The following is a 24781-nucleotide window of genomic DNA, read 5'->3' on the forward strand; positions in this document are numbered from 1 at the left end:
ATCAGGCGTGTCCGGCGGTCATGCTGAGATGCGCTGGGTTGATGCCGATCGAGGCCAGTATCCGGTCGTACTTGCGGTCGATGTCGGCATCGAACAGCAGTTCCGGCGTCGCCGGGCAGGTCAGCCAGCCGTTCTCGGCAATCTCGCTCTCCAGCTGGCCGGCACCCCAGCCCGAATAGCCGAGCGCCATCAGCGCATGGCGCGGCCCGCGCCCCGCCGAGATCGCGCGCAGGATGTCGACCGTGGCGGTCAGGCAGATGTCGTCCGAAACCGGCAGCGAGGATTCGACGGTGTAGTCGCCCGAATGGAGCACAAAGCCCCGGCTGCGATCGACCGGCCCGCCGTTGCGCACGACGAAGTCGCGCGCCTTCTGCGGCAGCCGGATCACTTCCTGCTCGTCGAGGATGCCGAGTTGCACGAGCAGATCGGGAAACGGCATCTGCTGCGCCTGGTTGATGATCAGTCCCATCGCGCCCTCGTCGCTGTGGGCGCAGACATAGATCACGGCGCGCGCAAAGCGGTCGTCCTTCATGCCGGGCATGGCGATGAGGAACTGATCGTCCAGAAACCCCCGGACGGCGTGCTTCTTCTGCCGCAAAAGGTCCATGCGTCAAAGTAGCCCTTTTCAGCTGCGGTTGAAAGATGGCTTTCGGCCCTCCGACCGCCTCCACTCACGCAAATATGATGCTCGCCCCGGCGGCCGCGCGTTGCGGAACCCGACTGTCCGGTCCAAATGTCGTCGGTGATGAAAGCGCAGCTTACGACAGCCGCCGCCCTGGCGCTTCTGGCCCATGCGCCCGCCCATGCCTCGTCGAGCGACTGGGTGGAGATGGAGGGCGCACGCGTCAGGCTGGTCACGGCCGGGATGCCGGACGCCGACGGCCGGATCAAGGGCATTCTGGACATCGAACTGCGGCCGGGCTGGAAAACCTACTGGCGCGATCCCGGCGACGCCGGCGTGCCCCCGACGATCGATGTTTCGGCCAACCCCAATGTCGACGACGCGGACTTCGACTTCCCCGCGCCGCAACGACACGACGACAGCGGCTTCCAGTGGGCGGGCTACGACTACCCTGTGGCGCTGCCGGTGACCTTCACCCTTTCCGATCCCGCCGGTCCTTCCGCCATCAGCGCCGAGGTCTTTCTCGGCGTCTGCGAGACGATCTGCGTGCCGGTCCAGGCACGGTTCGAACTCGACGCGAGCGGCGATCCGGATAACACCGGCGACGTCGACGCGGTCGAGGCGGCATTCGAGGCCGTTCCCCCGGCGGCGACGCAGGACTTCGGGGTGAGGATCTCGTCCAGGGACGGCGACAGGCTGGTCCTCGAAGCATCCTTTCCAGGCGATCCGGAATCCGCCGAACTGTTTGTCGCCGGCGAAGGCCACGTCTTCACCACGCCGGTGCGCGAGACGCGCGGCGGAAAGACCTTCTTCTCCGTCGAAATGACGCCGCCCGACCAGACGCCAGAGCGGCCGGTGATCCACTACACGCTGGCGACCGACGCCGGAGCCGTGAACGGGGTTCTGCCCCGGTTCTGAACCGCAGGCCCGGCCACGATCACGCGCCGGTTGCAGACGCGCCCGGTAGCATGTACCGACCACCCATCCTGTTCAATATCGAGGACGTTCCATGACCATTGCCGCCGGCCAGAAGCTGCCAGATGCCACCTTCAAGACGATGACCGCGGACGGCGCCAGGGACCTGACCACCGCCGACGTCTTCGCAGGCAAGACCGTCATTCTGTTCGGCGTTCCCGGCGCCTTCACGCCGACCTGCAACAACAACCACCTGCCGGGCTACCTGGACAACTTCGATGCGATCACGGCGCGCGGCGTCGACACGATCGCCGTCATCGCGACCAACGACGTGCATGTCATGGGCGCCTGGGCGCGCTTCACCGGAGGCGAAGGCAAGCTGCTCTATCTTGCCGACGGCAGCGGCGACTTCGCACGCGCGACCGGCCTCGACGTCGACCTCAGCCAGAACGGCATGGGTCTGCGCAACAAGCGCTTCTCGCTGATCGCCGTGGACGGGGTGGTAAAGGCGATCAACGTCGAGACGAAGCCCGGCGTCAACGAATCCGGCGCCGCGACGATCCTCGAACAGCTCTGAAGCTGCTGGCGGCGCGGCCCGGCGGGGTCGCGCTAGTAGCTCTGCGTTGACCGGCGGGGCCTCGGCTTCGCCGGCTTTGCGGCCTGCGACGTCACATTGACGGCCGGCGCGGCCGCTCCACCTGCCTTGAACGGCGCCATGCCCATGCGGGCAAGCTCGTCGGCCCGCTCGTTCTCGGCGTGGCCGGCATGCCCCTTGACCCAGTGCCACTTGACCTTGTGTCGGCTGTTGGCCGCGTCCAGCGCCTGCCACAGCTCGGCGTTCTTCACCGGCTTCTTGTCGGCCGTCTTCCAGCCGTTGCGCTTCCAGCCGTGGATCCAGCCGGAAATGCCGTCCATGACGTATTTGCTGTCCGTGTGAAGCAGCACTTCGCAAGGCTCCTTCAGCGCGTCGAGCGCGGAGATTGCCGCCAGCAGCTCCATGCGGTTGTTGGTCGTCGCAGCCTCGCCGCCCGACAATTCCCGGGTGTTTCCGTTGAAGCGCAGGATCGCGCCCCAGCCGCCGGGCCCGGGATTGCCCGAGCAGGCGCCGTCGGTGAAGATCTCGACCGTCTTCATGCCAGACCGTATTCCGACGGGGACCTGACCGCGCGATGGAAACGCAGCCGGCGAATGTACTCCATCGGGTCGCGCTTCTGCACCAGCGCGCCGTCGGGGATGGTCAGCCAATCGTAGAGGCGCGTCAGCATGAAACGCAGCGCCGAGCCGCGCGCCAGGAGCGGCAGCGCCTCCTTCTCCGCCTCGCTCAGCGGGCGGACTTCCTGGTAAGCCGCAAGCAGCGCCCTGCCCTTCGTCAGGTTGAAGGAAAAGTCCTTCTCGAAGCACCAGGCATTGAGGCAGGTGGCAACGTCGTAGGCATAGAAGTCGTTGCAGGCGAAATAGAAGTCTATCAGGCCTGACAGCCGGTCGCCGAGGAAGAACACGTTGTCGGGGAACAGGTCGGCGTGGATGACGCCGGACGGCAGGTCGGTCGGCCATTCCCTCGCGAACAGCGCAAAATCCTGGTCGACCTCGGTCGCCAGCCCCTTCTCGACCTCGTCGGCGCGCTCGTGCGAACCGGCCCACAGCTTGCGCCAGCCGTCGATCGCGAGCGCGTTCGGGCGCGACAGCGGAAAATCCTGCCCGGCGACATGCAACTCGGCGAGCGCCCGGCCGACCTCGCGGCAGTGGACGACGGAGGGCCGGCGCATCCACATGCCTTCCAGGAAGGTGATCAGCGCCGCCGGACGGCCGGCCAGCGTACCGAACAGCGCGCCGTCGCGCCGCTCGACCGGCAGCGGACAGGAAATGCCCTTTTCCGCCAGATGGTGCATCAACCCGAGGAAGAACGGCAGGTCCTCGGTGTGGACGCGCTTCTCGTAGAGGGTGAGGATGAACGGCCCCTCCGAGGTGTGCAGCAGGAAGTTGGAGTTTTCCGAACCCTCGGCGATGCCCTTGTAGGACAGCAGCCTGCCCACGGGATACTCCCGCAGGAAGGATTCGAGTTCGCCTTCTGAAACGTCGGTGTAGACCGCCATCCTGATGCCTGTCAGCCGTTGACGAAGGCCATGTCGGCCCTGGTCAGTTCGACATCGCGCAAGGCCCTCATGACCGGGAAGTTCTCGGTCTCGGTGGCGGTGACCGCCAGGTCGACCGTGACGTCGAACCGCTCGCGGAATGCATCGATGATTTCGTCGACCAGGATCTCCGGCGCCGATGCGCCGGCGGACAGGCCGAGCGTTCCGATCGCGCCGATGCGCTCCCACGGAATGTCGCTCGCGCGCTGCACGAGCAGCGACATCTTCGCCCCGGCGCGCTCTGCAACCTCGACGAGGCGCATGGAGTTGGAAGAGTTGGGCGCGCCGACCACCAGGAACAGGTCGGAACCGGCGGCTGTCTCCTTCACCGCTTCCTGGCGGTTGGTCGTGGCATAGCAGATCGATTCCGCCGCCGCGGCGTGTATCTCCGGGAACTTCTCCTCAAGGGCGCGGATGACGCCCGCGGTATCTTCCACCGACAGCGTGGTCTGGGTGACGAAGCCAAGTGCCGAAGGGTCGGCCGGGTTGAAGCGCTCGACGTCCTCCTCGCTCTCGATCAGCGTGACGACGCCCTCCGGCAACTGGCCCATCGTGCCGATCACCTCGGGGTGCCCGGCATGGCCGATCAGCAGAACATGGCGGCCAAGGCGCTGATGGCGCATCGCCTGCTTGTGGACCTTGGAAACCAGCGGGCAGGTGGCGTCGAGATAGAAGAGATTGCGCGCCTGGGCGTCCGCCGGCACCGACTTGGGCACGCCGTGGGCGGAGAACACCACCGGGCTGGACTGGTGTTCCGCCGGGATCTCGTCGAGTTCCTCGATGAAGACCGCACCGAGCTTCTGCAGGCCCTCGACCACGTAGCGGTTGTGCACGATCTCGTGGCGCACATAGACCGGCGCACCGTACTTCTTGAGTGCCAGGACGACGATCTGGATCGCCCGATCAACGCCGGCGCAGAAGCCGCGCGGCTGGCAGAGGCGGATGGTCAGCGACGGTTTGGCGGCACGGTCGAGCATGCCGCCGACATGGCGTTGCGGGGTGCGGCGTGTCAAGGGCAACGCTGAATTTGCGACGCGTTCTCCTCGGTCCCGCATGCTTGCAGCTAGCCGCCGCGCCGGCGCCACATCGCAACGCCCATCACGGCGGCGAGGGCTGCCGCGAGGCCGTACCAGGTGACGGCGTATTGCAGGTGGTTGTTGGGCAGGTCGATCAGCGTGACGCCGCCGACCGGCCAGCCGCCAGGGTTGGGCGCGGCATCGGCATCGATGAAGAACGGCACGACGACAGCCTTGTCGCCGAGACCGGCGCTCGCCGCCATCGCATCGCGGTCCTTCCAGTAGAAGACATTCTTGGCCAGGTCGTTGTCCGGCACCAGCGACGACGGCTTCTCAGACAGCGGATCGCGCGCCAGACCGGCAATCGCAACCGCGCCCGCGACCTGCCCCTCGGCACGCTCGGACGCGTCTTTCAGTTCGTAGGGCACAAATCCACGATTGACGATCACGAAGCGGCCGTCTGCCAGTTCCAGCGGCGTATAGACGAAGAAGCCGGAGCGCCCCTTCCAGGTCGCCAGGAAATGCCGCTCGCCGTCGTGTCGGAACGTTCCCGTCGCCATCACGGGCATGTAGTCGACGCTGCCCTGCGCAGCGTAGTCGGCCTCGATCGCGTCGAGCGGTCGAGGCATGCCGGAGACGCGCGCCTCGATGGTGGCGAGCAGGTCCTCCTTCCAGTGCAGGCGCTGGACCTGCCACGTGCCGAGACCGATCAGCACGATGAAGGCGGCGGCGGCAAGCAGGATGATCAACCAGGGGAACCGGCGATGTTCCCGAGCAGGGCTAGCATTCATCGGTCGAGACGCCCCTCGGCCGCCTTGTTGGCGTATTGAAGCGTCACCAACACGCCCTTGACCAGCCTCAGCGCGCCGAGGCTGAGCAGGACGGTCAGCGGTATCCACAGCAGGAAGTGCAGCCACAACGGCGGGCCAAGACTCACCTCCATCCACAGCGCCAGGCCGACGACGATGAAGCCGACGATCAGGATGACGAAGACGGCTGGTCCGTCACCGGCATCGGCGAAGCCGAAATCCAGGCGACAATCGCCGCATTCGGGCGCGATCGCCAACAGCCCGGAAAACAACCGGCCCTTGCCGCAACGCGGGCAGCGGCCCCGAAGTCCTGCCCCGATCGGTTCGACCGGCGGGTAGCCTTGATTGTCGTTCTCCGCCATCACCTGACACTTCGCTCCCGTCCTCGAGAGGCTTCCGTTGGAAGGTCCTTCAAAACAAAAGTCGGCCGCGTCACCGCAGCCGACTTTATCTGACAGCGGCCGCCTGCGGCGTCGCTCAGTGCACCGCGATCGTCGCTCCGACCGAGGCCCACACGTAGATCGACGCGAACAGGAACAGCCACACCACGTCGACGAAGTGCCAGTACCAGGCAGCAGCCTCGAAGCCGAAATGCGCCTTCGGCGTGAAGTCGCCGGCCATCGCGCGCAGCAGGCAGACGATCAGGAAGATCGTTCCGATCAGCACGTGGAAGCCGTGGAATCCGGTGGCCATGAAGAAGGTCGCGCCGTAGATGGAATCGTGGAAGGTGAACGGCGCGTGCATGTACTCGTAGGCCTGCACGATGGAGAACAGGACACCGAGCGCGACCGTCAGCGCGAGGCCGTTGACCAGGCCCTTGCGGTCGTTGTGCAGAAGCGCGTGGTGGGCCCACGTCACCGTCGTGCCCGACAGCAGCAGGATGATGGTGTTGTAGAGCGGCAGGTGGAAGGGATCGAGCACCTCGATGCCCTTCGGCGGCCACATGCCGCCGGTGTACTCCGCGCGCGCGTACTGCGCGACTTCGCCCGGGAAAAGGCTGGCGTCGAAGAAGGCCCAGAACCAGGCGACGAAGAACATCACCTCGGAGGCGATGAACATGATCATGCCGTAGCGCATGTGCAGCGAGACGACCTTGGTATGGTGGCCTTCGTGGCCTTCCTTGATGGTGTCCGACCACCAGGAGAACATCGTGTAGAGCACGATAGCCAGACCGATGAAGAACACCCAGGGCGTCGCGAAGTTCACCCCGAAGACGTGAAATTCGTTGCCCTTCAGGTACTGCATCCAGCCGACGCCGCCGAATGCCATGACCAGCGCTCCGATCGAGCCGATGAACGGCCACGGGCTCGGATCGATGATATGGTAGTCGTGTTGCGGTTTTGCGTGAGCGTGTCCGTCCGCCATATCAGCCCCCGAGCTTGCCTTGGGTAGTGGTTTCGTTTGTGCCCTCGCCGGCCAGCGGCGCAGCGGCCACCGGCTTCTCCGCCTCGATCGGGAAGAAGGTGTAGGACAGCGTGATGGTCTTCACGTTTTTCAGTTCCGGCACGTCCTCGATGTCGGGGTCGACATAGAAGAGCACCGGCATGTCGAGCGTCTCGCCCGGCTTCAACGTGGTGTCGGTGAAGCAGAAGCACTCGACCTTGTTGAAATAGGCGCCGGCCAGTTCCGGCGTGACGTTGAACGTCGCGCGGCCGCCGGTCGGGATGGAGAAGGTGTTGGTCGCCGTATAGTGGGCCTGCGCCGTCTCGCCGATGTTCATCGTGATCGCGCGCTGCGTCGGCTTGAAGTCCCAGGGAACGCCCGCGACATTGGCGTCGAAGCGAACCGTGATCTGGCGGTCGAGGACGCGGTCGGCGAACTGCTCGACGCGCTGCGTGGTGCCGCCGTAGCCGGTGACCCTGCAGAACATCTCGTAGAGCGGCACCGCCGCATAGGCCATGCCGACCATGCCGCCGAAGAAGGCCAGGCAGACGCCGGCGACGAGGCGGTTCGAGTTTTTCTTGCTCCGGTCGAGCTCCGTCGGCTGCATCGTCGTCCCCCTCACATCGGCCGGCTGAGCACGGCCGAGCCGAGCTTGACGATGGAGACCACGTAGACCAGCACGACGAAGACCGCGAGCGCCACCGCGATCGCGATGTTGCGGCTGCGGCGCGCCTTCTGCTGCGCCTCCGTGGGCTTGACGGTTTCCAGGTCCATGACGCTCACGCCCCGCTCCCGCCAAGCGCCACGCCCATGACGATCCGCTCGACGATGCTGTCGGCCAGATAGAGGGCGAAGATCGCGAAAAGATAGAGCAGCGAATAGCCGAACATGGACTTGGCCGGACGCATGGCGCGGTCCCCGGCCGGCATCAGCAGCACGTTCCAGGCATACCAGACGAAGCCGAGGCCGAGCGCGGCGGACGCAACGCCATAAACCGCTCCGGCATAACCCAGGACCCAAGGCAGCCCGCCGACGACGGCGGTCAGCACCGCGTAGACGAAGATCTGGCGCTTGGTCGATGTCTCACCCGCGACATTCGGCATCATCGGAATGCCGGCGCGGGCGTAGTCGTCCGACTTGAAGAGCGCCAGCGCCCAGAAATGCGGCGGGGTCCAAAGGAAGATGATGAGGAAGAGAATGACGCTTTCGAGGCTGATCGACCCGGTGGCCGCGGCCCAGCCGATCATCGGCGGAAACGATCCGGCGGCGCCGCCGATGACGATGTTCTGCGGCGTCCAGCGCTTCAGCCACATCGTGTAGATGACCGCGTAGAAAAAGATGGTGAAGGCGAGCAGGCCACCGGCCAGCCAGTTGACGAAGACGCCGAGCGTCATCACCGACAGCGCCGAGAGGACGAGCCCGAAGACGAGCGCCTGCTCAGGCAGCACGCGTCCGGCCGGTACCGGGCGCGAGACAGTGCGCTTCATAACCGCATCGATGTCGGCGTCGTACCACATGTTGAGCGCGCCCGAAGCGCCGGCGCCAATGGCGATCGAGACGATCGCGATGAGCGCGACGAACGGGTTCAGCGTCGCCGGCGTGGCCGCCATGCCCACGAACGCCGTAAAGACGACGAGCGACATCACCCGGGGCTTCAGGAGCTCCAGGTAATCGCCGGCCGTCGCCTCGGAGAGGCCGGCGTCGTCGATTGCGGTCTTGTCCAACAGGGTCATGTCGACTGCGATAGGTCTCCGGCCGCCAGCGATCCTGGCGGCCATGCGTGGCGAAACATCCATCCGGTCAGGCGCCGCTGCGGCTCGCGCGGCGGCGCCGGTCCGGCACTACTTGATCTTCGGCAGCTGCTCCCACTGGTGGAAGGGCGGCGGCGAAGGCAGCTGCCATTCGAGCGTCGTCGCACCCTCGCCCCACGGGTTGGCGCCTGCAATGCGCTTCTTCGAGAACGCCTCGAAGACGCCGTACAGGAAGACGACCACGCCGAAGGCCGAGAGGTAGGAGCCGTAGGACGAGACCAGGTTCCAGCCGGCGAACGCGTCCGGATAGTCGATGTAGCGGCGCGGCATGCCGGCAAGCCCGAGGAAGTGCTGCGGGAAGAACACCAGGTTGACGCCGATGAACGTGATCCAGAAGTGGCTGCGGGCGATGAACGGCGAGTACATGTAGCCGGTCATCTTGGGGAACCAGTAGTACCAGGCCGCGAAGATCGCGAAGACCGCGCCGAGCGACAGCACGTAGTGGAAGTGGGCGACCACGTAGTAGGTGTCGTGCAGCGAGCGGTCGAGGCCGGCATTGGCCAGCTGGACGCCGGTGACGCCGCCGACCGTGAACAGGAAGATGAAGCCGATCGCCCACAGCATCGGGGTACGCATCGAGATCGACCCGCCCCACATCGTGGCGATCCACGAGAATATCTTCACACCCGTCGGCACCGCGATGACCATCGTCGCGAACACGAAATAGCGCTGCGTGTCGAGCGACAGGCCGGTGGTGTACATGTGGTGCGCCCACACGATGAAGCCGACCACGCCGATCGCCACCATGGCGTAGGCCATGCCGAGGTAGCCGAAGATCGGCTTGCGCGAGAAGGTCGAGACGATGTGGCTGATGATGCCGAAGCCCGGCAGGATCAGGATGTAGACCTCGGGGTGCCCGAAGAACCAGAACAGGTGCTGGAACAGGATCGGGTCGCCGCCGCCTTCAGGCGCGAAGAAGGTCGTGCCGAAGTTGCGGTCGGTCAGCAGCATGGTGATGCCGCCCGCCAGCACCGGCAGCGAGAGCAGCAGCAGGAAGGCCGTGATCAGCACCGACCAGGCGAACAGCGGCATCTTGTGCAGCGTCATGCCCGGGGCGCGCATGTTGAAGATGGTGGTGATGAAGTTGATCGCGCCGAGGATCGACGAGGCGCCGGCGATGTGCAGCGACAGGATCACCAGATCCATTGCCGGACCCGGCTGGCCCGAGGTCGAGAACGGCGGATAGATCGTCCAGCCGCCACCCGCGCCGTAGGCACCGGCCGGTCCGCCGACGAACATCGACAGAAGCAGCAGGATGAAGGCCGGCGGAAGCAGCCAGAACGAGATGTTGTTCATGCGCGGGAACGCCATGTCGGGCGCGCCAATCATGATCGGCACCATCCAGTTCGCGAAGCCGCCGATCAGCGCCGGCATGACCATGAAGAAGATCATGATGAGCGCGTGAGCGGTGGTGAACACGTTGAACATGTGCTTGCCGCCGTCGATGGCCGCATCGCCCTCGAAGCCATAGACCATCTGCGCCAGGCCGGTGAAGATCTGGATGCCCGGCTCGGCGAGCTCCCAGCGCATCATCACCGACAGGAAGCCGCCGATGATGCCGGTGCAGATCGCGAAGATCAGGTAGAGGGTGCCGATGTCCTTGTGGTTGGTGGAGTACACCCAGCGAACCCACCCCTTGGGCTTGTGGTCGTGGTGTTCGTCGTGATGGTGGGTTGTCGCGCCTGCCATGGTCCCGTTCCCTGATTTCTACGCGGCGTCAGTTGCCGGCGACCGCGACCGTCTCGGCCGCGTCGACTTCTGCCATGAGCGCCTTGTTGGCGCTGCCGAGATCCGACTTGGCCGCAGCCAGCCACGTCGAGTACTGCGCGTCGCTCACCACGCGAATGGCGATCGGCATGAAGGCGTGGTCCTTGCCGCAAAGCTCGGAGCACTGCCCGTAATAGAGGCCTTCCTTGTTGGCCTTGAACCAGACCTCGTTGATGCGACCCGGGACGGCGTCGGTCTTGACGCCGAAGGCCGGCATGGCGAAGGCATGGATCACGTCGGCCGCGGTGACCAGCACGCGCACCATGGTGTTGACCGGCACGACCATCTCGTTGTCGACGGCGAGAAGACGCGGATAGGCGGCGACGTCTTCCTTGCCGGCGGCGGCCCGGTCGGCCTCCTGCAACATGGCCGAATTGAACGTCAGCGGCTCATCGACCTGGTACTCGTAGTCCCAGTTCCACTGGTTGCCGGTCGCCTTCACGGTCAGCTTGGCTTCTTCCTGGGGCGTATACTGCGCTGTCAGGAGCTGGAAGGACGGCACAGCGAGGAACAGCAGGACGATGACCGGACCGACGGTCCAGATCACCTCGATCATCGTGTTGTGGCTGGTACGCGACGGGTTCGGATTGACGCTGGCGCGGTATCTCAGGATGCACCACGCGAGCAGGATCAGCACCAGGATGGTGATCGGGATGATGAACCAGAGCGTGTAGACCTCGAACCACTCGATCTGCGCCATGATGTCGGTCGCGGGCGGCTGGAAACGCGTCTGCCAGTCAACCGGCTGAGCCGCATGCGCGACGCCCCCCGAAAGAAGTGCAGCAAAGGCGCCAGCCATAGCAAGAAGTCTTCTCATAGACCTGTCCGTCTCCCACTTGCGTGCCGGCAAACCGCCAATTCCCACTCACGACGGGGCCGGAACGATAAAGCCCGGCCCTGGCGAGAATCCCGTCGAATGCCTCGGGCGGTTCAAACCATACTCTGTTTCCTACCGCAAGAAAGGAGCGGAGCAAACCGTGCGGCATTTTTGCGCGATTGCGGCGCCTGCGGGCCGGCACGGCGGGCGTGCGCGCCCTGCCCCGGCGGCCCGGGGCCCGCACTGGCGCACAGTTCGGCCGGCATGGTCGCAATTCGGGCACTTTTGGGCTTGAAAAGCCAGCCAAAGCGCAGCGTTCCGCTGGCCCGCAGGCTGCGTTGCCCTATATTCTCGCGCCTTGCGGCGCGTCGCGCCCTGATTCGCAATGGAGTCGCAATGATACCCGGCCTCGGAAAAACCTTCGCGAAGGCTGCCCTGCTCGCCGCCGCCGTGGGACTAGCCCTGCCCGCCCAGGTCCAGCAGGGCTGGGCACAACAGAACGGCTCGGTGCGGTCGACGCACGGGTCGTGGTCGATCATCTGCGACACCCCGGCCGGTGCGAGTTCCGAGCAGTGCATCATGATGCAGAACGTGGTTGCCGAGGATCGCGCCGACCTGGGGCTTTCCGTGGTCATCCTGAAGACCGCCGACCGCAAGGCGGAGATCATGCGCGTGCTGGCGCCGCTCGGCGTGCTGCTACCCACCGGCCTCGGGCTCTACATCGACAAGAAAGACAACGGCCGCGCCTATTTCAAGCAGTGCTTCTCCGACGGCTGCTACGCCGAGGTGATCCTGGAGCAGCAGTTGCTCGATACGCTGCGCAGCGGCAAGGAAGCGACATTCATCGTGTTTGCGACACCCGAGGAAGGCATCGGCATCCCGGTCGACCTCTCCGGCTTCGGCGACGCGTTCGACGCGCTGCCCTAGCCGCCGCGTGGTCAGCCGACGCAGGGGCGTCGACGGCGCTCGGGGCTGGATCGGTTCGCCGCAACACCCTAGATAGAGCGCGTCCCGCCAAGCGAAGGCTCTTTCGATGACCACATCCCTGACCTCCCTCTTCGACTGCTCCGAGGACCGCCTCAAGGAGATCGTGTCGCAGACGATCGCCGGCGCCGACGACGGGGAACTGTTCCTCGAGACCAGCGAGAGCGAAGCGCTGCTGTTCGACAACGGCCGGCTGAAGACCGCCAACTACGGCACCGACCAGGGTTTCGGCCTGCGCGCCGTGGCCGGCGAGGCGACCGGCTACGCGCATGCAAGCGAGCTTTCGGAAGCCGCGCTGGTGCGCGCCGCCGATGCCGTCTCGGCGGTGAAATCAGGCTACTCCGGAGCGCTGGCCGAGGCCCCTCCCCGCACCAACCGCCATCTCTACGGCGAGGACAATCCGATCGGCGCGCCGTCCTTCGCCGAGAAGGCGAAGCTGCTCACCGAGATCGACGCCTATGTGCGCAACGCCGATCCCAGGGTACGGCAGGTGACGGCGTCGCTCGCCGCGTCCTGGCAACATGTCGAGATCATCCGGGGCGACGGCCAGATCGTCCGCGACATCCGCCCGCTGGTCCGCATGAACGTTTCGGTGGTGGTCGGCGACGGCGACCGCCAGGAAAGCGGCTCCTACGGGGCCGGTGGTCGCAAGGCCTTCGGCGAGTTCGTCGCCGAGGACAGCTGGAAGCACGCTGCCGACGAGGCACTGCGCCAGGCGCTGGTGAATCTCAGGGCGATCCCCGCCCCCGCCGGCACGTTCGACATCGTTCTGTCCTCCGGATGGCCGGGCGTCATGCTGCACGAGGCGGTCGGGCACGGGCTGGAGGGCGACTTCAACCGCAAGAAGACGTCGGCGTTCGCCGGGCTGATGGGAAGCCAGGTCGCAGCCAAGGGCGTGACCGTGGTGGACGACGGCACCATCGCCGAGCGGCGCGGCTCACTCACCATCGACGACGAGGGCACGCCGACCGACCGCAACGTGCTGATAGAGGACGGCCGGCTGGTCGGCTACATGCAGGACCGGCAGAACGCGCGGCTGATGGGCGTGACGCCCACCGGCAACGGGCGCCGCGAAGGCTACGCACACCAGCCGATGCCGCGCATGACCAACACCTTCATGACCGAGGGCCCCTACACGCCCGAGGAGATCATCGCCTCGGTGAGGAACGGCGTCTACGCCGTGTCGTTCGGCGGCGGGCAGGTCGACATAACCTCCGGAAAGTTCGTGTTCGGCTGCACCGAGGCCTATATGATCGAGGACGGCAAGGTGACCCAGCCTATCAAGGGCGCGATGCTGATCGGCAACGGGCCGGACGCCATGCACCGGGTGTCGATGGTCGGCAACGACCTGAAGCTCGACAACGGCATCGGCATGTGCGGCAAGGCCGGCCAGGGCGTGCCTGTCGGCGTCGGACAGCCGCATCTCAGGATGGACCAGATGACGCTGGGCGGAACACGGGTCTGACCGTTCCGTGCCCTCGTCGATCGTCATCCTGACAGGCGCGGGCATTTCCGCGGAGAGCGGCATTTCGACGTTTCGCGATCCCGATGGAATCTGGGCGAAGGTCGACTATCGAGATGTCGCGACACCGCAAGGGTTTGCGGCCAATCCGGCGCTGGTGCATGCATTCTACAACTGGCGGCGAAAGAACGTGCTGAGCGTCGAGCCGAATGCAGCGCACCTTGCCCTGGCGCGGCTCGAAAGCGCATTCCCCGGCGATGTCCTGCTGGTCACCCAGAACGTCGACAGCCTGCATGAACGGGCGGGCTCGCGCAATCTCATCCACATGCACGGACAGCACGACCAGGCACTGTGCAACGCTTGTGGCAAGCGCTCTGCATGGGCGGGCGAGATGTCGCTCGAATCGCCCTGCCCAGCCTGCCGCGGCGTCGGGCACATGCGGCCAGATGTCGTGTGGTTCGGCGAGACGCCCTACCAGATGGAGCGCATCCAGGCAGCGCTTGCGGGCTGCGACCTCTTCCTGTCCATCGGCACCAGCGGCAATGTCTATCCAGCAGCCGGCTTCGTACGCGAGGCCCGCTCCGCCGGCGCACGGACGGTCGAGTTGAACCTCGAGCCGTCGCAAGGCGCCGGCTATTTCGACGAAGCGGAGCACGGACCCGCAACGCGGGTGGTTCCCCGATTTGTGGAGCGGCTGCTTCAGCGCGCGCCGTAGGCGGACGTTGCATGATGCCGTCGTCGGACGATCTCGTATTCCGCTAGCGCCGCCGCTTCGGCTTCTCCAGCAGCGCCACCGCTTCGACATGCGGCGACCACAGGAACTGGTCGATCGGCGTCACGGCCTTTATGCGGTAGCCGCCTGCAACGAGGATCGACAGGTCTCTGGCCAGCGTGCCGGGATTGCACGACACTGCGACGACGAAGGGTACGTCCGAGCGGGCGATCTGCTTTGACTGGTCCTCCGCGCCGGCGCGGGGCGGGTCGAAGACGATGCCGTCGAAGGCATTGAGTTCCTTGAAGGTCAGCGGGCGGCGGAAGAGGTCGCGTTTTTCGGCCGTGACGCGCTTCAGGCCCGAAGCCTGGCGGAAGCCGCGGTCGAGTGCCGCAAGCGCGGCCGCATCCCCCTCGACCGCGTGGACTTCCGAATTTTTCGCCAGCCGCAGCGCGAAGCTGCCGGCCCCGGCGAAAAGGTCGGCCACCTTCTTCGCGCGCGACAGATGGGCGAGCACCAGGTCGGCCATCGCCTGCTCGGCCTCGGCCGTCGCCTGCAGGAACGACCCGGGCGGAACCGGCACGGCGACGTCGCCGAACAGGATCGCCGGCTTCTTCGGCTCGACGACGATCTCGCCGTCGACGGAGAGCCGCGCGAAGCCGGCCCGAGACGCGAAATCGGCAGCCGCCAGGCGTTGCGGGCCTGCCATCCTGCCGGAACCCTCCGCGGCGATGTCGAGACCGGACGCGGTGGCGGTTACCGTAACGTGGAAGGGCTGGGACGTCGCCGACATGATGCCGGCGAGTTCGCGCAGGGCCGGCATCGCCGCGACGATCTCCGGCAGCGAGATCGGACATTCCACGATGTCGACTATCTCGCCGGAATGGGCGCGGTTGAAACCGAGAATCATGCCGCGCTCGGTCTTGCGCGCCGACAGCGTGATGCGCCGGCGGACATGGAGCGAACAAGGGGCGATATCGGCGACCTCGGCGTCGACCTTGGCCGCACGCAGCGCTTGAACCACCTTACGCCGCTTCCAGTCGAGATAGGAGCGAGCTTCCAGGTGCTGGATTGCGCAGCCGCCGCAGACGGTGAAATGGCGGCAGGCCGGCTCGACGCGCTCCGGCGAAGCGGACAACACCGCGATGAGATCGGCGCGGTCCTTCAGCCGCGCGGCCGTGACCGCCTCGCCTGGCAAAGCGAAGGGAATGAAGACCTGGCCGGTCTCCGTATCGGCGATGCCGTCGCCCTGTGCGCCGAGCCGGGCGATTTCAAAGGTGGCGTTCATCGATCCTTGACCCCAGCCAGCAGGAATTCGCGGTTGCCGTCGCCTCCGGCGACGGGTGATTGGCAGACACCGAGCGCACGCCAGCCGGGAAAGGCGTCGAGCCAGGCCCGGAGCTTCTCTGCGATGCGCGGCCCGTCGGCCGGATCCTTGAGGATGCCGCCCTTGCCGATCGCCTCGCGGCCTGCCTCGAACTGCGGCTTGACGAGAAGGACGCACGTCGCGCCCGGCGCGGCGAGTTCGAGCGCTGGCGGCAACGCAAGGGTCAGCGATATGAAGGACACGTCGCATACGAGGAATGCGGGCGCCCCCCCACCGAGATGGCCAAACGTCAGGTCGCGAGCGTTGAGGCCTTCGATGACGGTGACGCGGGGATCGCCGTGCAGCGGCGGATCGATCTGGCCGTGACCGACGTCGATCGCCGTCACATGCGCCGCGCCGCGCTCTAGCAGCACCTGAGTGAAGCCGCCCGTCGACGCGCCGATGTCGAGGGCCTCGCTGCCTGCGGGATTGAGATCGAAATGGTCGAGGCCGGCCAGGAGTTTCAGCGCGGCGCGCGAAACGTAAGCGGCGGCAGGGTCTTCGATGCGGATGTCGCTCGATGCACCGACGGTCTGGCCGGGCTTCGCCGCGACCACGCCGTTGACCGTGACGGCGCCCCGCGCCACCGCGTCGCGCGCGCGGGAGCGGGTCGCATAGAAGCCGCGCCGGACGAGGCTGTCGTCAAGCCTGTGGCGCGTGTCTGGATCGTCGGCGGGAGCCATGGCCTTCATTGGAGAAGGACCGGCAAGAAGGCAAGTCGTGCGTCATTCAGAACGCGGCGCGCAGGCCCGTCGCATGTTCAGCCGTGTGCGTGACACTTTCCGGTGGCGGCAGGACGGCCTTCATGTCGGTCGTTCCCATGATGATCTCGTCACGCCGGAAGACGATGACCGGCTTGTCGTTCAGGCCGAACCCGCCGCGAAGGTCGCCCATCTTGGCCGCGACGATCGCCATCGCCGCCGCCTCCAGCTTGCGGTCATAGCGCGACTGGGTGCTCGCCGGCCCGACGGACGCCAACACAAGAACCAAGAAAAGCAGCGCTTTCATGCCGCCGGAATTCTCCCTGCCTGGGAGAGTTCGCTACACCCGCGCGGCTAAGAAAGGGCCAAGAGACAGGGTAAGCAAAGCGCCAAGGGGCAGCGTAAACGGAGGGTTATCCGGGCCGGCGGCGCGTTAACGATCAGGCGCGCGCGGCCTGCGATGCCCGGCCGCCGAGGGCAGCGAAGACGGTCTTGACGATGCCCGCGCTGTCGAGACCGGCGTCCGCATACATCTTTTCCGGCTTGGCGTGGTCGGTGAAGGCGTCCGGCAACACCAGCGGGCGCACCTTCAAGCCGCTTTCCAGCAGGCCCTTGTGAGCCAGGAAATGCAGCACCTGGGAAGCGAAGCCGCCGATCGCGCCCTCCTCGACGGTGACCAGAACCTCGTGGTCGCGCGCCAGGCGACCGACAAGATCCTCGTCGAGCGGTTTTGCGAAACGCGCGTCGGCCACCGTGGTCGACAGGCCCGCCGCCGACAGTTCCTCGGCGGCGAGCAGGCAGTCGGCAAGCCGCGTGCCGAAGGAGAGGAGCGCGACCTTCGTCCCCTCGCGCAGCACCCTGCCCTTGCCGATCTCGAGCACGGATCCGCGTTCGGGCAGGTCGACGCCGACCCCGTTGCCGCGGGGATAGCGGAAGGCGATCGGCCCTTCTTCATACTCCACGGCGGTCCGCACCATGTGGCGCAGTTCGGCCTCGTCGCCCGCCGCCATCACCACCATGCCCGGCAGGCTGGCGAGGAAGGTCGTGTCGAAGGCGCCGCAATGGGTCGGACCATCGGCGCCGACGAAGCCGGCCCGGTCGATCGGAAAACGCACAGGCAGCCCCTGGATCGCCACGTCGTGCACGATCTGGTCGTAGCCGCGCTGCAGGAAAGTCGAGTAGATCGCGGCGAAGGGCTTGAAGCCCTCGGTCGCCAGGCCGGCAGCGAAGGTGACCGCGTGCTGCTCGGCAATGCCGACGTCGAAAGTGCGCGCGGGAAACAGTTCGCCGAAAAGATCGAGCCCGGTGCCGCTGGGCATGGCGGCGGTGACGGCGACGATCCTTTCGTCGCGCGCCGCCTCGTCGATCAGGCTGTCGGCGAAGACCCTCGTATAGGCCGGCGCATTGGCCGGTGGCTTGGCCTGCGCACCGGTGACGACGTCGAAGCGGTTGACGCCGTGATACTTGTCGCTGGCCGCCTCGGCCGGGGCGTAGCCCTTGCCCTTCTGGGTGACGACGTGGATCAGGACCGGTCCGTCGATGCTGTCGCGCACATTCTTCAGCACCGGCAGCATGTGCTCAAGATTGTGGCCGTCGATCGGCCCGACATAGTAGAGGCCGAGTTCCTCGAACAGCGTGCCGCCGGTCCAGAAGCCGCGTGCATATTCCTCCGAGCGGCGCGCCTTCTCGGCCAGGAATTTCGGCAGCTTCTTTGCAAGCTGCTTGGCGGTGTCGCGCAACGACCGGTATGCGCGGCCCGAGACGAGACGGGCCAGATAGGCGCTCATCGCACCGGCGGGCGGCGCGATCGACATGTCGTTGTCGTTGAGGATGACGATCAACCGGGCGTCGAGCGCGCCCGCATTGTTCATCGCCTCGTAGGCCATGCCGGCCGACATCGAGCCGTCGCCGATGACGGCGATGACGTTGTTCTTGCCGCCCTTGAGGTCGCGCGCGACCGCCATGCCGAGGCCGGCCGAGATCGAGGTCGACGAGTGCGCCGCGCCGAACGGGTCGTATTCGCTTTCGGTGCGCTTGGTGAAGCCGGAGAGCCCGCCTTCGGCGCGCAGCGTGCGGATGCGCTCGCGGCGCCCGGTCAGGATCTTGTGCGGATAGGCCTGGTGGCCGACATCCCAGATCAGCCGGTCGTCGGGCGTATCGAAGACGTGGTGCAGCGCGACCGTCAGTTCGACGACGCCCAGCCCCGCGCCAAGATGGCCGCCGGTGACGGAAACCGCGTCGATCAGTTCGGCGCGAAGCTCCTCGGCGAGCTGCGGCAGGTCGCTTTCCGGCAGCAGGCGCAGGTCGGCGGGAACCTTCACCTTGTCGAGCAGCGGCGTTTGCGGTCGGGAATTCACGGTCTGAACGGCCCTCGGTCGATAGACTGTCGGCAGCGCTTGGCCACGCCGTCCCCGAATAGGCACCGTAGCGCCGAAAGTAAATGCGGCAAGGCCGGCCGTCAGCCCTCGGGAAGTGGAATGAACTCCTTGTCGTCGCCGGGCACGATGTCGAATCGGCCCGTTTTCCACTCCTCCTTGGCCTGCTCGATGCGTTCCCTGGAGGACGAAACGAAGTTCCACCAGATGTAGCGTTTCGAGCCCAGCGAGGCGCCGCCGAACAGCATGAAATGCGCGCCGCCTTCGGAAGAAACGACAATCTCGTCGCCCGGCCTGAAGACCAGCAGACGGTCCTCGGGAAAGAGATCGCCAGCGATCGATACGCCGCCGCCCAGCGTGTAGATGGCGCGCTCCTCCGCGTCGGCCGGAATTCTCACGCTCGCGCCGGGCTGAAGCCTAATGTCGGCGTAGAGCGTCTCGGACGCAGCCCTGACCGGCGATTTCAGGCCCTCGAAGGCGCCGATGACGACGCGGCCGGATGCGCCGGCATCGTCGAATCCTGGCAGTTCGCTTGCCGCTGTGTTCTCGAACAGCGGCGCGACCTCCTCGCCGCCGTCCGGCAGCGCCAGCCAGGTCTGCAGGCCCGACATCGACATCGGCGCGCCCCGCAGTTCCTCCGGGGTGCGCTCGGAATGCACGATGCCGCGGCCCGCCGTCATCAGGTTCACGTCGCCGGGCGCGATCACCATTTCGGTGCCGAGCGAATCGCGATGCCTGATCCTGCCGTCGAACAGGTAGGTAACGGTGGCGAGCCCGATATGGGGATGCGGCCTGACGTCGAGCGCCTGCCCGGCCCTGAGGATCGCCGGCCCCATGCGGTCGAAGAAGATGAATGGACCGACCAGCCGCCGCTTGGCGGTCGGCAGCGCGCGGCGCACCGCGAACCCGCCGATGTCCTTGGCGTTCGGGATGACCATCAGTTCGATGCCGTCGCAGGCGAGCTTGTCGCCGATTTCGGGGTCAGTTCCGGGAAAGAAGCTCATGGCGCATCATCCTACGGCCTCGCGCCCCAGCCAAGCCTGGAGGGGTGAACGATGCGTCACGCGAACAACAGGGCGCCCGCACCGACCAGCAACGCGCCGTAGGTGCCGACCATGCCGGGCACGCGCAAGGCGGTCGTACCCGTCATGATGCCGACGAAATGCAGGCAGCGGCCGACGATCAGGAGGCCGGCGATGGTCCACAGGACCAGTTCCGGGGCCTGCCTGTATTCCGCCAGCCCCAGCAGGATCAAGGCAAGCGGGACATATTCGGTGAAGTTGCCCTGGGCCCGGATGCGCCGCATCAACAGCGCATCGTCGCCGAAGCCGATGTTCACGCCGACCTTCATCCGTCGCAGGCTGACCGCGATGCTCATCGCGAAAAGCGCCACCGCCGCGAGTGCGGCGACCATCGATGTCAACGGCAACATGGTTTCCTCCAACCATCCTCGATGGCTGGAGCTAACCATTTTTAACTTGCATTTTGCAAGAACAAATCCATGCTGCGCGCATGACGACGTTTCGTTCCGGCTGTCCCATCGCCTCGACGCTCGACATCATCGGCGATCGCTGGTCGCTGCTGATCGTCCGTTCCATGGTGATGGGGGCGTCCAGTTACTCCGACTTCCTGGCGGCGCCGGAGAAGATCGCGACCAACATTCTTGCCGAACGGCTGAAGCGGCTGGAGGCGGTCGGCCTGGTCGTGCAGACGCAGCCGCGCAAGGGGTCGATCCGCGGAACCTACGCGCTGACGGCGAAAGGGGCGGCGCTCATCCCGGCCCTGCAGGCGCTCGCCCGATGGGGCGAGGAGAACATTCCCGACCGGTGGCCGGCCCCCGAGCGGTTCTACGCAGCCCGGCCGGCCGGATTTGGCGGATAAGCCACTCCGGCAAATTGTTCGAGCAGCAGAGAACCTAGGCGAAACGGATCAGCGTTCGCGCGCGGGCCTTGGCGGCCTCTTCCTCGCGATTTTTCGGGGGCTGCGTCGTTTCCATGCTGTCGATCAGGTCGCGGACGGTGGCTGCGATGGCATCGACCGCGCGATTGAAGGCAGCTTCGTTGCGCATGGACGGCTTGCTCGAACCGCTGACCTTGCGCACGAACTGCAGGGCCGCGTTGCGCACCTCGTCGTCGGTCGCCGGTGGTTCGAAGTTGAAAAGCTGTCTGATGTTACGGCACATTCCGGCCTCCAGGAAAGCTGTCGCAGCTTATCTGGGCGAACGGCCGGCCGAGATCAACCTCCGGCGGGCCCGCCGAAACGGTAGGTTACCCCGATGACCGGCCCCGACATCTCGACATCGAACAGGAGACCGTCCTCGTCATAGTCCACCGACAGGTGCTTGTAGCCGACGGAGGCGGACCAGTGGTCGTCGAACACGTAGTTGACGGTTCCCAGCAACGACCAGGTGAGGTCGGAGCCGACTCCGAAGCCGCCAATGTCGGCCTGGCCCATCACCGACAGCTTGTCGGTGATGTTGTAGAAGGCGCGCGCGCCGATCAGCGGGTCGAACCAGCTGAAGCTCTGCTCGAAGGAGCGGCTGCCCACATTCTGGAGCTGCAGCGTGAGATCGTTGGAGACGTACCAGAAGCGCCCGCCGGCAAGCGCGTCCAGGCTGAATTGTGGGGTGTCGACGACACGGTAGCCCGCCAGACCGGCCGCGTAGAACTGCACCGTGTCCAGCTCGGCGCCCAGTTCGAGTTCGGGCGCAAGGTCGGGCAACGGCCCGACGACCTCGGCCGCGGAAAGGTTGACGTACATGAGATCGCCGGCGAAGACGAAGCGGTCGCGGCGAGCCCAGATGCTCGCGAACCCGCCGAAATTCAGGTTGTCCCAGACCTCCGAGAAAGGCACGTCGACATGGGCCGTCGGCGCGCGCTCGAACGGCGAGACGCCGCCTTTCATGCCGGACGCCCACAGGTAGGGCGTCACCTGGACAACCCAGTCCGATGCGCCGAGCGGCGGCGCGGCAACCTCCGGATCGGCCGCGGCCGCGATGCCAGACGCGAGAATGCCAATGGCGAGCGCGCACCCGCCCAGTGTCTTCGAAGCCATCGCCCTATCCCCTCACCGTGTCCTTGTAGATTCGACCGTCCTTCATGATGATTTTCAAGTTCGTCTCGGGATCGGCAAGCAGTTTTATGTCGGCGATCGGATCGCCGTCGAGCAGCAGAAGGTCGGCGTAGGCGCCAGCCTCGATCACCCCGATCTTGCCCGGATACGGATTGCGCGGGCCGGACATCGCCAGCAGTTCGGCATTGGTTCCGGTCGCCATGAGCAGGATCTCGTCGTTCGAATACCAGCGGGTCATGGTGGTCAGGATCGCGCCCTGGTTCTTGGTCATCGCCGGATTGAACAGGATGTCGGTGCCCCAGGCGGTCTTCAGTCCGTACTGCCTGGCCAGACCGTAGGCCGTATCGGTGCCGGCGTACATGACCTGCTGCTTGGCTTCGTTGGCCGATCCCGGCGGATAGCTGTTCGAGAATTCGTTCTTGATGAACGCTTGGCTCGAGAACCACACGCCCTTGTCGGCCATGATCTTCGCCGTCTCCTCGTCCATCAGCTGGCCGTGGTCGATGCAGCGGACGCCGCCGCGGATGGCCGTCTGGATGGCGCGCGGCGTGTAGGCGTGGACAGTGACGTAGGTGCCCCAGTTCTCGGCGCTTTCCACCGCGGCGCGGAACTCGGCCTCGGTGTACTGGCTGACGTCGATCGGGTCGAAGCTGGAGGCGACGCCGCCGCCCGCCGCGAGCTTCAGCTGGCTCGCGCCAAGCATCAATTGCTCGCGCGACCGCTTGAGCACCTCGTCGACGCCGTCGGCGATCATGCCTGCGCCGGCCGTCTCGCCGCGCGAGAGCGGCGCATTCGGCTCTGCCGGAACTTCATAGGGAAAACGGAAATCGCCATGGCCGCTGCTCTGCGAAATCATCGCGCCGGACGGCCAGATGCGCGGACCGGCGTTGATGCCGCTGTCGATCGCCCGCTTCAGGCCGAAGGACGGGCCGGCCAGATCGCGGATGCTGGTGAAGCCGCGCATCAGCGTCCGCTCGGCTTCGGCCGCTGCCGCGAGGTTGACGTAGCCGATGTCGGCGGTCATCAGGTCGAGCATCGGCAGCGGCGCCAGCATGGCGTGCCAATGGGCGTCGATGAGGCCGGGCATCAGCGTGCGGCCGCCACCGTCGATGATCTCGGCCCCTTTCGGAGCCGGCTCCCCTGACGACACGATCGCCTTGATCTTGTTGCCCTCGACGAAGACCTGCTGGCCTTCCGACAAGCGGCCTGACTTGCCGTCGAAAACCTTGATGTTGGTGAACACCACCGGGCCGGACGGCGCCGCCGGAATCGCGGCCGAAGCGTCCTTCGGCCACAGCAGGGCGGCCCCCATCGAAGCCGCGCCGGTCAGAAATGCGCGGCGCGAGAACTTCTGCTCGAGCAGCGCATTGAGGCGCAGAAAGGCGGGGCTATGGCAAATGCAGCCGACTGCCGGCGCTTCCGGCTCTTCTACGGGCGAACAGGCAAACAAAGTTGATTTCCTTCAAAATCTCGTATGGGGCGCCGCCGAGAGCAGCACCACAAACGTTATCACCAATCATGTCGGATTGAACGTGGCTATCGGGGCGCGCCCGCGCGCGGGGCACCCGCTCCGGATCACTCGGCGTCGAGCGACTCCGTGCCGGCCGGCTTGCCGTCGCGCGACAGGCGAATCTTCTCCACCTTGTCCTCGGCGGCCTTGAGCAGGCCGTCGCAATGCGCCTTCAGCGCCTCGCCGCGCTCATAGATGCGGATCGACTGGTCGAGCGGCACGTCGCCCCGCTCGAGGTCGTCGACGATCTTCTCGAGCGCTGCCAGCGCCTGCTCGAAGCTCATCGCCCCGATGTCCTGATTCGCCTCGCTCGACATGTTCATCCCCTCATCAGGCGACCGACATGGGCCGCAACCGAAAAAGCCAGTCCCTGCAGATCGTAACCGCCCTCGAGCAGGCTGACGAGCCTGCCCTTGGCGTGACGGCCAGCGCTTTCCATCAGTCGTCCCGTCGCCCAGTCGAAATCGTCCTCGGTCAGGTTGATCTCGGCGAGCGGATCGCGGTGGTGGGCGTCGAAGCCGGCGGAGACGATGATCAGGTCCGGCGCGAAGCGGTCGATCGCCGGCAGCACGCGCGTCTCCAGGGCTTCGCGGAAGGCCTCGCTGCCGGTGTTGGGCGACAGCGGCGCGTTGACGATGTTGCCAGCGCCGGTTTCCGAAAGGGCGCCCGTGCCGGGATAGAGCGGCATCTGGTGCGTCGAGCAGAAGAGCACGCTCGGATCGTCCCAGAAGATGTCCTGGGTGCCGTTGCCGTGATGCACGTCCCAGTCGACGATGGCCACGCGTTCCGCCCCATGCGCCTTCTGAGCATGGCGCGCGGCGATAGCCGCATTGTTGAACAGGCAGAAGCCCATCGCCGTCGTCTTCTCGGCGTGGTGGCCGGGAGGACGGGCGGCGACGAAGACGTTGTCGGCGCGGCGCGCGAAGACATCGTCGACGGCGGCGTTGGCCGCGCCGATCGCCGTCAGCGCTGCCTGCCAGCTCTTGGGGCTGACGATGGTGTCCGAATCGACCCTGTGGATGCCGGTTTCGGGTATCTGCGCGCGAACGCTGTCCAGGAAGGACCTCGGATGCGCATAGACGATCGTCTCGGGATCGCCTTCCGGCGCCTCGACCCGGTCGAGCGCGTGGAACTTCTCGTCGTCCAGCATGCGCGCGATGGCGCGCAGGCGGTCCGGCCGCTCCGGGTGACCCGGCGGCGTCAGGTGCTCCAGATAGATGGAGTGGGAATACAGGCGGGTGACCATGACCCCATATAGGCGCGACGGCCCTGGCTTTCCACGCCGCCGACGCGACAGCGGCCGATGTTCACAGCTTAGGGCGCCCGG

The 24781-nt window shown here is 66.1% G+C and carries 29 protein-coding genes; 6 read left to right on the top strand and 23 right to left on the bottom strand.

Features of this window, described 5'->3' with window-relative positions:
* Position 1: 1 nt before the first annotated feature.
* Entirely contained in the window at positions 2-607 is a 606-nt protein-coding gene (locus ABUE31_RS13130) for a YqgE/AlgH family protein (protein ID WP_367724052.1), read from the bottom strand.
* A gap of 138 nt (positions 608-745) precedes the next feature.
* Between ABUE31_RS13130 and ABUE31_RS13135 the strand changes: the two genes are divergently transcribed.
* On the top strand, positions 746-1540 hold the full coding sequence (locus ABUE31_RS13135; protein ID WP_367724053.1) for a protein-disulfide reductase DsbD domain-containing protein: 795 nt from the start codon (positions 746-748) through the stop codon (positions 1538-1540).
* Between the two features lie 91 nt (positions 1541-1631).
* Positions 1632-2114, top strand: coding sequence for a peroxiredoxin (locus tag ABUE31_RS13140; RefSeq protein ID WP_367724054.1), 483 nt, complete (start codon positions 1632-1634; stop codon positions 2112-2114).
* A 32-nt stretch (positions 2115-2146) separates the two neighbouring features.
* Here the strand turns inward: ABUE31_RS13140 and rnhA are convergent, their stop codons facing one another.
* From rnhA to coxB, 11 genes are all read right to left on the bottom strand, one after another.
* Entirely contained in the window at positions 2147-2671 is a 525-nt protein-coding gene (gene rnhA / locus ABUE31_RS13145) for a ribonuclease HI (protein WP_367724056.1), read from the bottom strand.
* Entirely contained in the window at positions 2668-3630 is a 963-nt protein-coding gene (locus tag ABUE31_RS13150; protein ID WP_367724057.1) for a homoserine kinase, read from the bottom strand. The genes rnhA and ABUE31_RS13150 overlap by 4 nt, the downstream gene beginning before the upstream one ends.
* Before the next feature lie 11 nt (positions 3631-3641).
* Positions 3642-4646: a 4-hydroxy-3-methylbut-2-enyl diphosphate reductase gene (gene ispH / locus ABUE31_RS13155; protein WP_367724183.1), complete on the bottom strand. Its 1005-nt coding sequence runs from the start codon at positions 4644-4646 to the stop codon at positions 3642-3644.
* Positions 4647-4732: 86 nt separating this feature from the next.
* A complete protein-coding gene (locus ABUE31_RS13160; RefSeq protein WP_367724059.1) occupies positions 4733-5476 on the bottom strand; it encodes an SURF1 family protein in 744 nt (247 codons plus the stop codon).
* Positions 5473-5856, bottom strand: a complete 384-nt coding sequence (locus ABUE31_RS13165) for a DUF983 domain-containing protein (protein ID WP_367724060.1) — start codon at positions 5854-5856, stop codon at positions 5473-5475. The genes ABUE31_RS13160 and ABUE31_RS13165 overlap by 4 nt, the downstream gene beginning before the upstream one ends.
* Before the next feature lie 115 nt (positions 5857-5971).
* Positions 5972-6859, bottom strand: coding sequence for a cytochrome c oxidase subunit 3 (locus ABUE31_RS13170; RefSeq protein ID WP_367724061.1), 888 nt, complete (start codon positions 6857-6859; stop codon positions 5972-5974).
* Position 6860: 1 nt separating this feature from the next.
* On the bottom strand, positions 6861-7484 hold the full coding sequence (locus ABUE31_RS13175) for a cytochrome c oxidase assembly protein (protein WP_367724062.1): 624 nt from the start codon (positions 7482-7484) through the stop codon (positions 6861-6863).
* Between the two features lie 11 nt (positions 7485-7495).
* On the bottom strand, positions 7496-7651 hold the full coding sequence (locus ABUE31_RS13180; protein ID WP_496400957.1) for a cytochrome c oxidase system small membrane protein: 156 nt from the start codon (positions 7649-7651) through the stop codon (positions 7496-7498).
* Positions 7652-7656: 5 nt separating this feature from the next.
* Positions 7657-8610, bottom strand: coding sequence for a heme o synthase (locus ABUE31_RS13185; RefSeq protein ID WP_367724063.1), 954 nt, complete (start codon positions 8608-8610; stop codon positions 7657-7659).
* Positions 8611-8718: 108 nt separating this feature from the next.
* Entirely contained in the window at positions 8719-10377 is a 1659-nt protein-coding gene (gene ctaD / locus ABUE31_RS13190; protein WP_367724064.1) for a cytochrome c oxidase subunit I, read from the bottom strand.
* 28 nt (positions 10378-10405) lie between these two features.
* The gene (coxB, locus tag ABUE31_RS13195; protein ID WP_367724065.1) at positions 10406-11272 is read right to left on the bottom strand and encodes a cytochrome c oxidase subunit II; all 867 of its coding nucleotides are present in this window, start codon (positions 11270-11272) and stop codon (positions 10406-10408) included.
* A gap of 345 nt (positions 11273-11617) precedes the next feature.
* Here coxB and ABUE31_RS13200 point away from each other — a divergent pair, with 345 nt between their 5' ends.
* The 3 genes from ABUE31_RS13200 to ABUE31_RS13210 all read left to right on the top strand — a co-directional run bounded on the left by ABUE31_RS13200 (position 11618) and on the right by ABUE31_RS13210 (position 14433).
* On the top strand, positions 11618-12199 hold the full coding sequence (locus ABUE31_RS13200; RefSeq protein WP_367724184.1) for an invasion associated locus B family protein: 582 nt from the start codon (positions 11618-11620) through the stop codon (positions 12197-12199).
* A 106-nt stretch (positions 12200-12305) separates the two neighbouring features.
* The gene (gene tldD / locus ABUE31_RS13205) at positions 12306-13721 is read left to right on the top strand and encodes a metalloprotease TldD (RefSeq protein ID WP_367724066.1); all 1416 of its coding nucleotides are present in this window, start codon (positions 12306-12308) and stop codon (positions 13719-13721) included.
* Positions 13722-13728: 7 nt separating this feature from the next.
* Positions 13729-14433 (top strand): NAD-dependent deacylase, encoded by a 705-nt coding sequence (locus ABUE31_RS13210; RefSeq protein ID WP_367724067.1) that lies wholly within the window; start codon positions 13729-13731, stop codon positions 14431-14433.
* Between the two features lie 43 nt (positions 14434-14476).
* On the opposite strand, the gene ABUE31_RS13215 is transcribed toward ABUE31_RS13210, so the two are convergent.
* The 6 genes from ABUE31_RS13215 to ABUE31_RS13240 all read right to left on the bottom strand — a co-directional run bounded on the left by ABUE31_RS13215 (position 14477) and on the right by ABUE31_RS13240 (position 20304).
* Entirely contained in the window at positions 14477-15718 is a 1242-nt protein-coding gene (locus ABUE31_RS13215) for a class I SAM-dependent RNA methyltransferase (RefSeq protein WP_367724068.1), read from the bottom strand.
* Positions 15715-16488, bottom strand: coding sequence for a TlyA family RNA methyltransferase (locus ABUE31_RS13220; RefSeq protein WP_367724069.1), 774 nt, complete (start codon positions 16486-16488; stop codon positions 15715-15717). The genes ABUE31_RS13215 and ABUE31_RS13220 overlap by 4 nt, the downstream gene beginning before the upstream one ends.
* 37 nt (positions 16489-16525) lie before the next feature.
* Positions 16526-16804, bottom strand: a complete 279-nt coding sequence (locus tag ABUE31_RS13225; RefSeq protein WP_367724070.1) for a hypothetical protein — start codon at positions 16802-16804, stop codon at positions 16526-16528.
* A 133-nt stretch (positions 16805-16937) separates the two neighbouring features.
* The gene (gene dxs, locus ABUE31_RS13230; RefSeq protein WP_367724071.1) at positions 16938-18854 is read right to left on the bottom strand and encodes a 1-deoxy-D-xylulose-5-phosphate synthase; all 1917 of its coding nucleotides are present in this window, start codon (positions 18852-18854) and stop codon (positions 16938-16940) included.
* A gap of 101 nt (positions 18855-18955) precedes the next feature.
* On the bottom strand, positions 18956-19876 hold the full coding sequence (locus tag ABUE31_RS13235) for a pirin family protein (RefSeq protein WP_367724072.1): 921 nt from the start codon (positions 19874-19876) through the stop codon (positions 18956-18958).
* 56 nt (positions 19877-19932) lie between these two features.
* Entirely contained in the window at positions 19933-20304 is a 372-nt protein-coding gene (locus ABUE31_RS13240; RefSeq protein ID WP_367724073.1) for an MAPEG family protein, read from the bottom strand.
* Between the two features lie 80 nt (positions 20305-20384).
* On the opposite strand from ABUE31_RS13240, the gene ABUE31_RS13245 reads away from it, so the two are divergent.
* Positions 20385-20753, top strand: coding sequence for a winged helix-turn-helix transcriptional regulator (locus ABUE31_RS13245; RefSeq protein WP_367724074.1), 369 nt, complete (start codon positions 20385-20387; stop codon positions 20751-20753).
* Between the two features lie 34 nt (positions 20754-20787).
* Here the strand turns inward: ABUE31_RS13245 and ABUE31_RS13250 are convergent, their stop codons facing one another.
* From ABUE31_RS13250 to ABUE31_RS13270, 5 genes are all read right to left on the bottom strand, one after another.
* Positions 20788-21054 (bottom strand): DUF2277 domain-containing protein, encoded by a 267-nt coding sequence (locus ABUE31_RS13250; RefSeq protein ID WP_367724075.1) that lies wholly within the window; start codon positions 21052-21054, stop codon positions 20788-20790.
* 53 nt (positions 21055-21107) lie between these two features.
* A complete protein-coding gene (locus ABUE31_RS13255) occupies positions 21108-21926 on the bottom strand; it encodes a porin family protein (protein ID WP_367724076.1) in 819 nt (272 codons plus the stop codon).
* Between the two features lie 4 nt (positions 21927-21930).
* Positions 21931-23394: a metal-dependent hydrolase family protein gene (locus ABUE31_RS13260; protein ID WP_367724077.1), complete on the bottom strand. Its 1464-nt coding sequence runs from the start codon at positions 23392-23394 to the stop codon at positions 21931-21933.
* A 125-nt stretch (positions 23395-23519) separates the two neighbouring features.
* Positions 23520-23771 carry an exodeoxyribonuclease VII small subunit gene (locus tag ABUE31_RS13265; RefSeq protein WP_367724078.1) on the bottom strand — a complete coding sequence of 84 codons (252 nt, stop codon included), beginning with the start codon at positions 23769-23771 and terminating at the stop codon, positions 23520-23522.
* A gap of 2 nt (positions 23772-23773) precedes the next feature.
* Entirely contained in the window at positions 23774-24700 is a 927-nt protein-coding gene (locus ABUE31_RS13270; protein WP_367724079.1) for a histone deacetylase family protein, read from the bottom strand.
* Between the last annotated feature and the right edge of the window lie 81 nt (positions 24701-24781).

This window comes from Mesorhizobium marinum, from assembly GCF_040813675.1.
Lineage (GTDB): Bacteria > Pseudomonadota > Alphaproteobacteria > Rhizobiales > Rhizobiaceae > Mesorhizobium_K > Mesorhizobium_K marinum.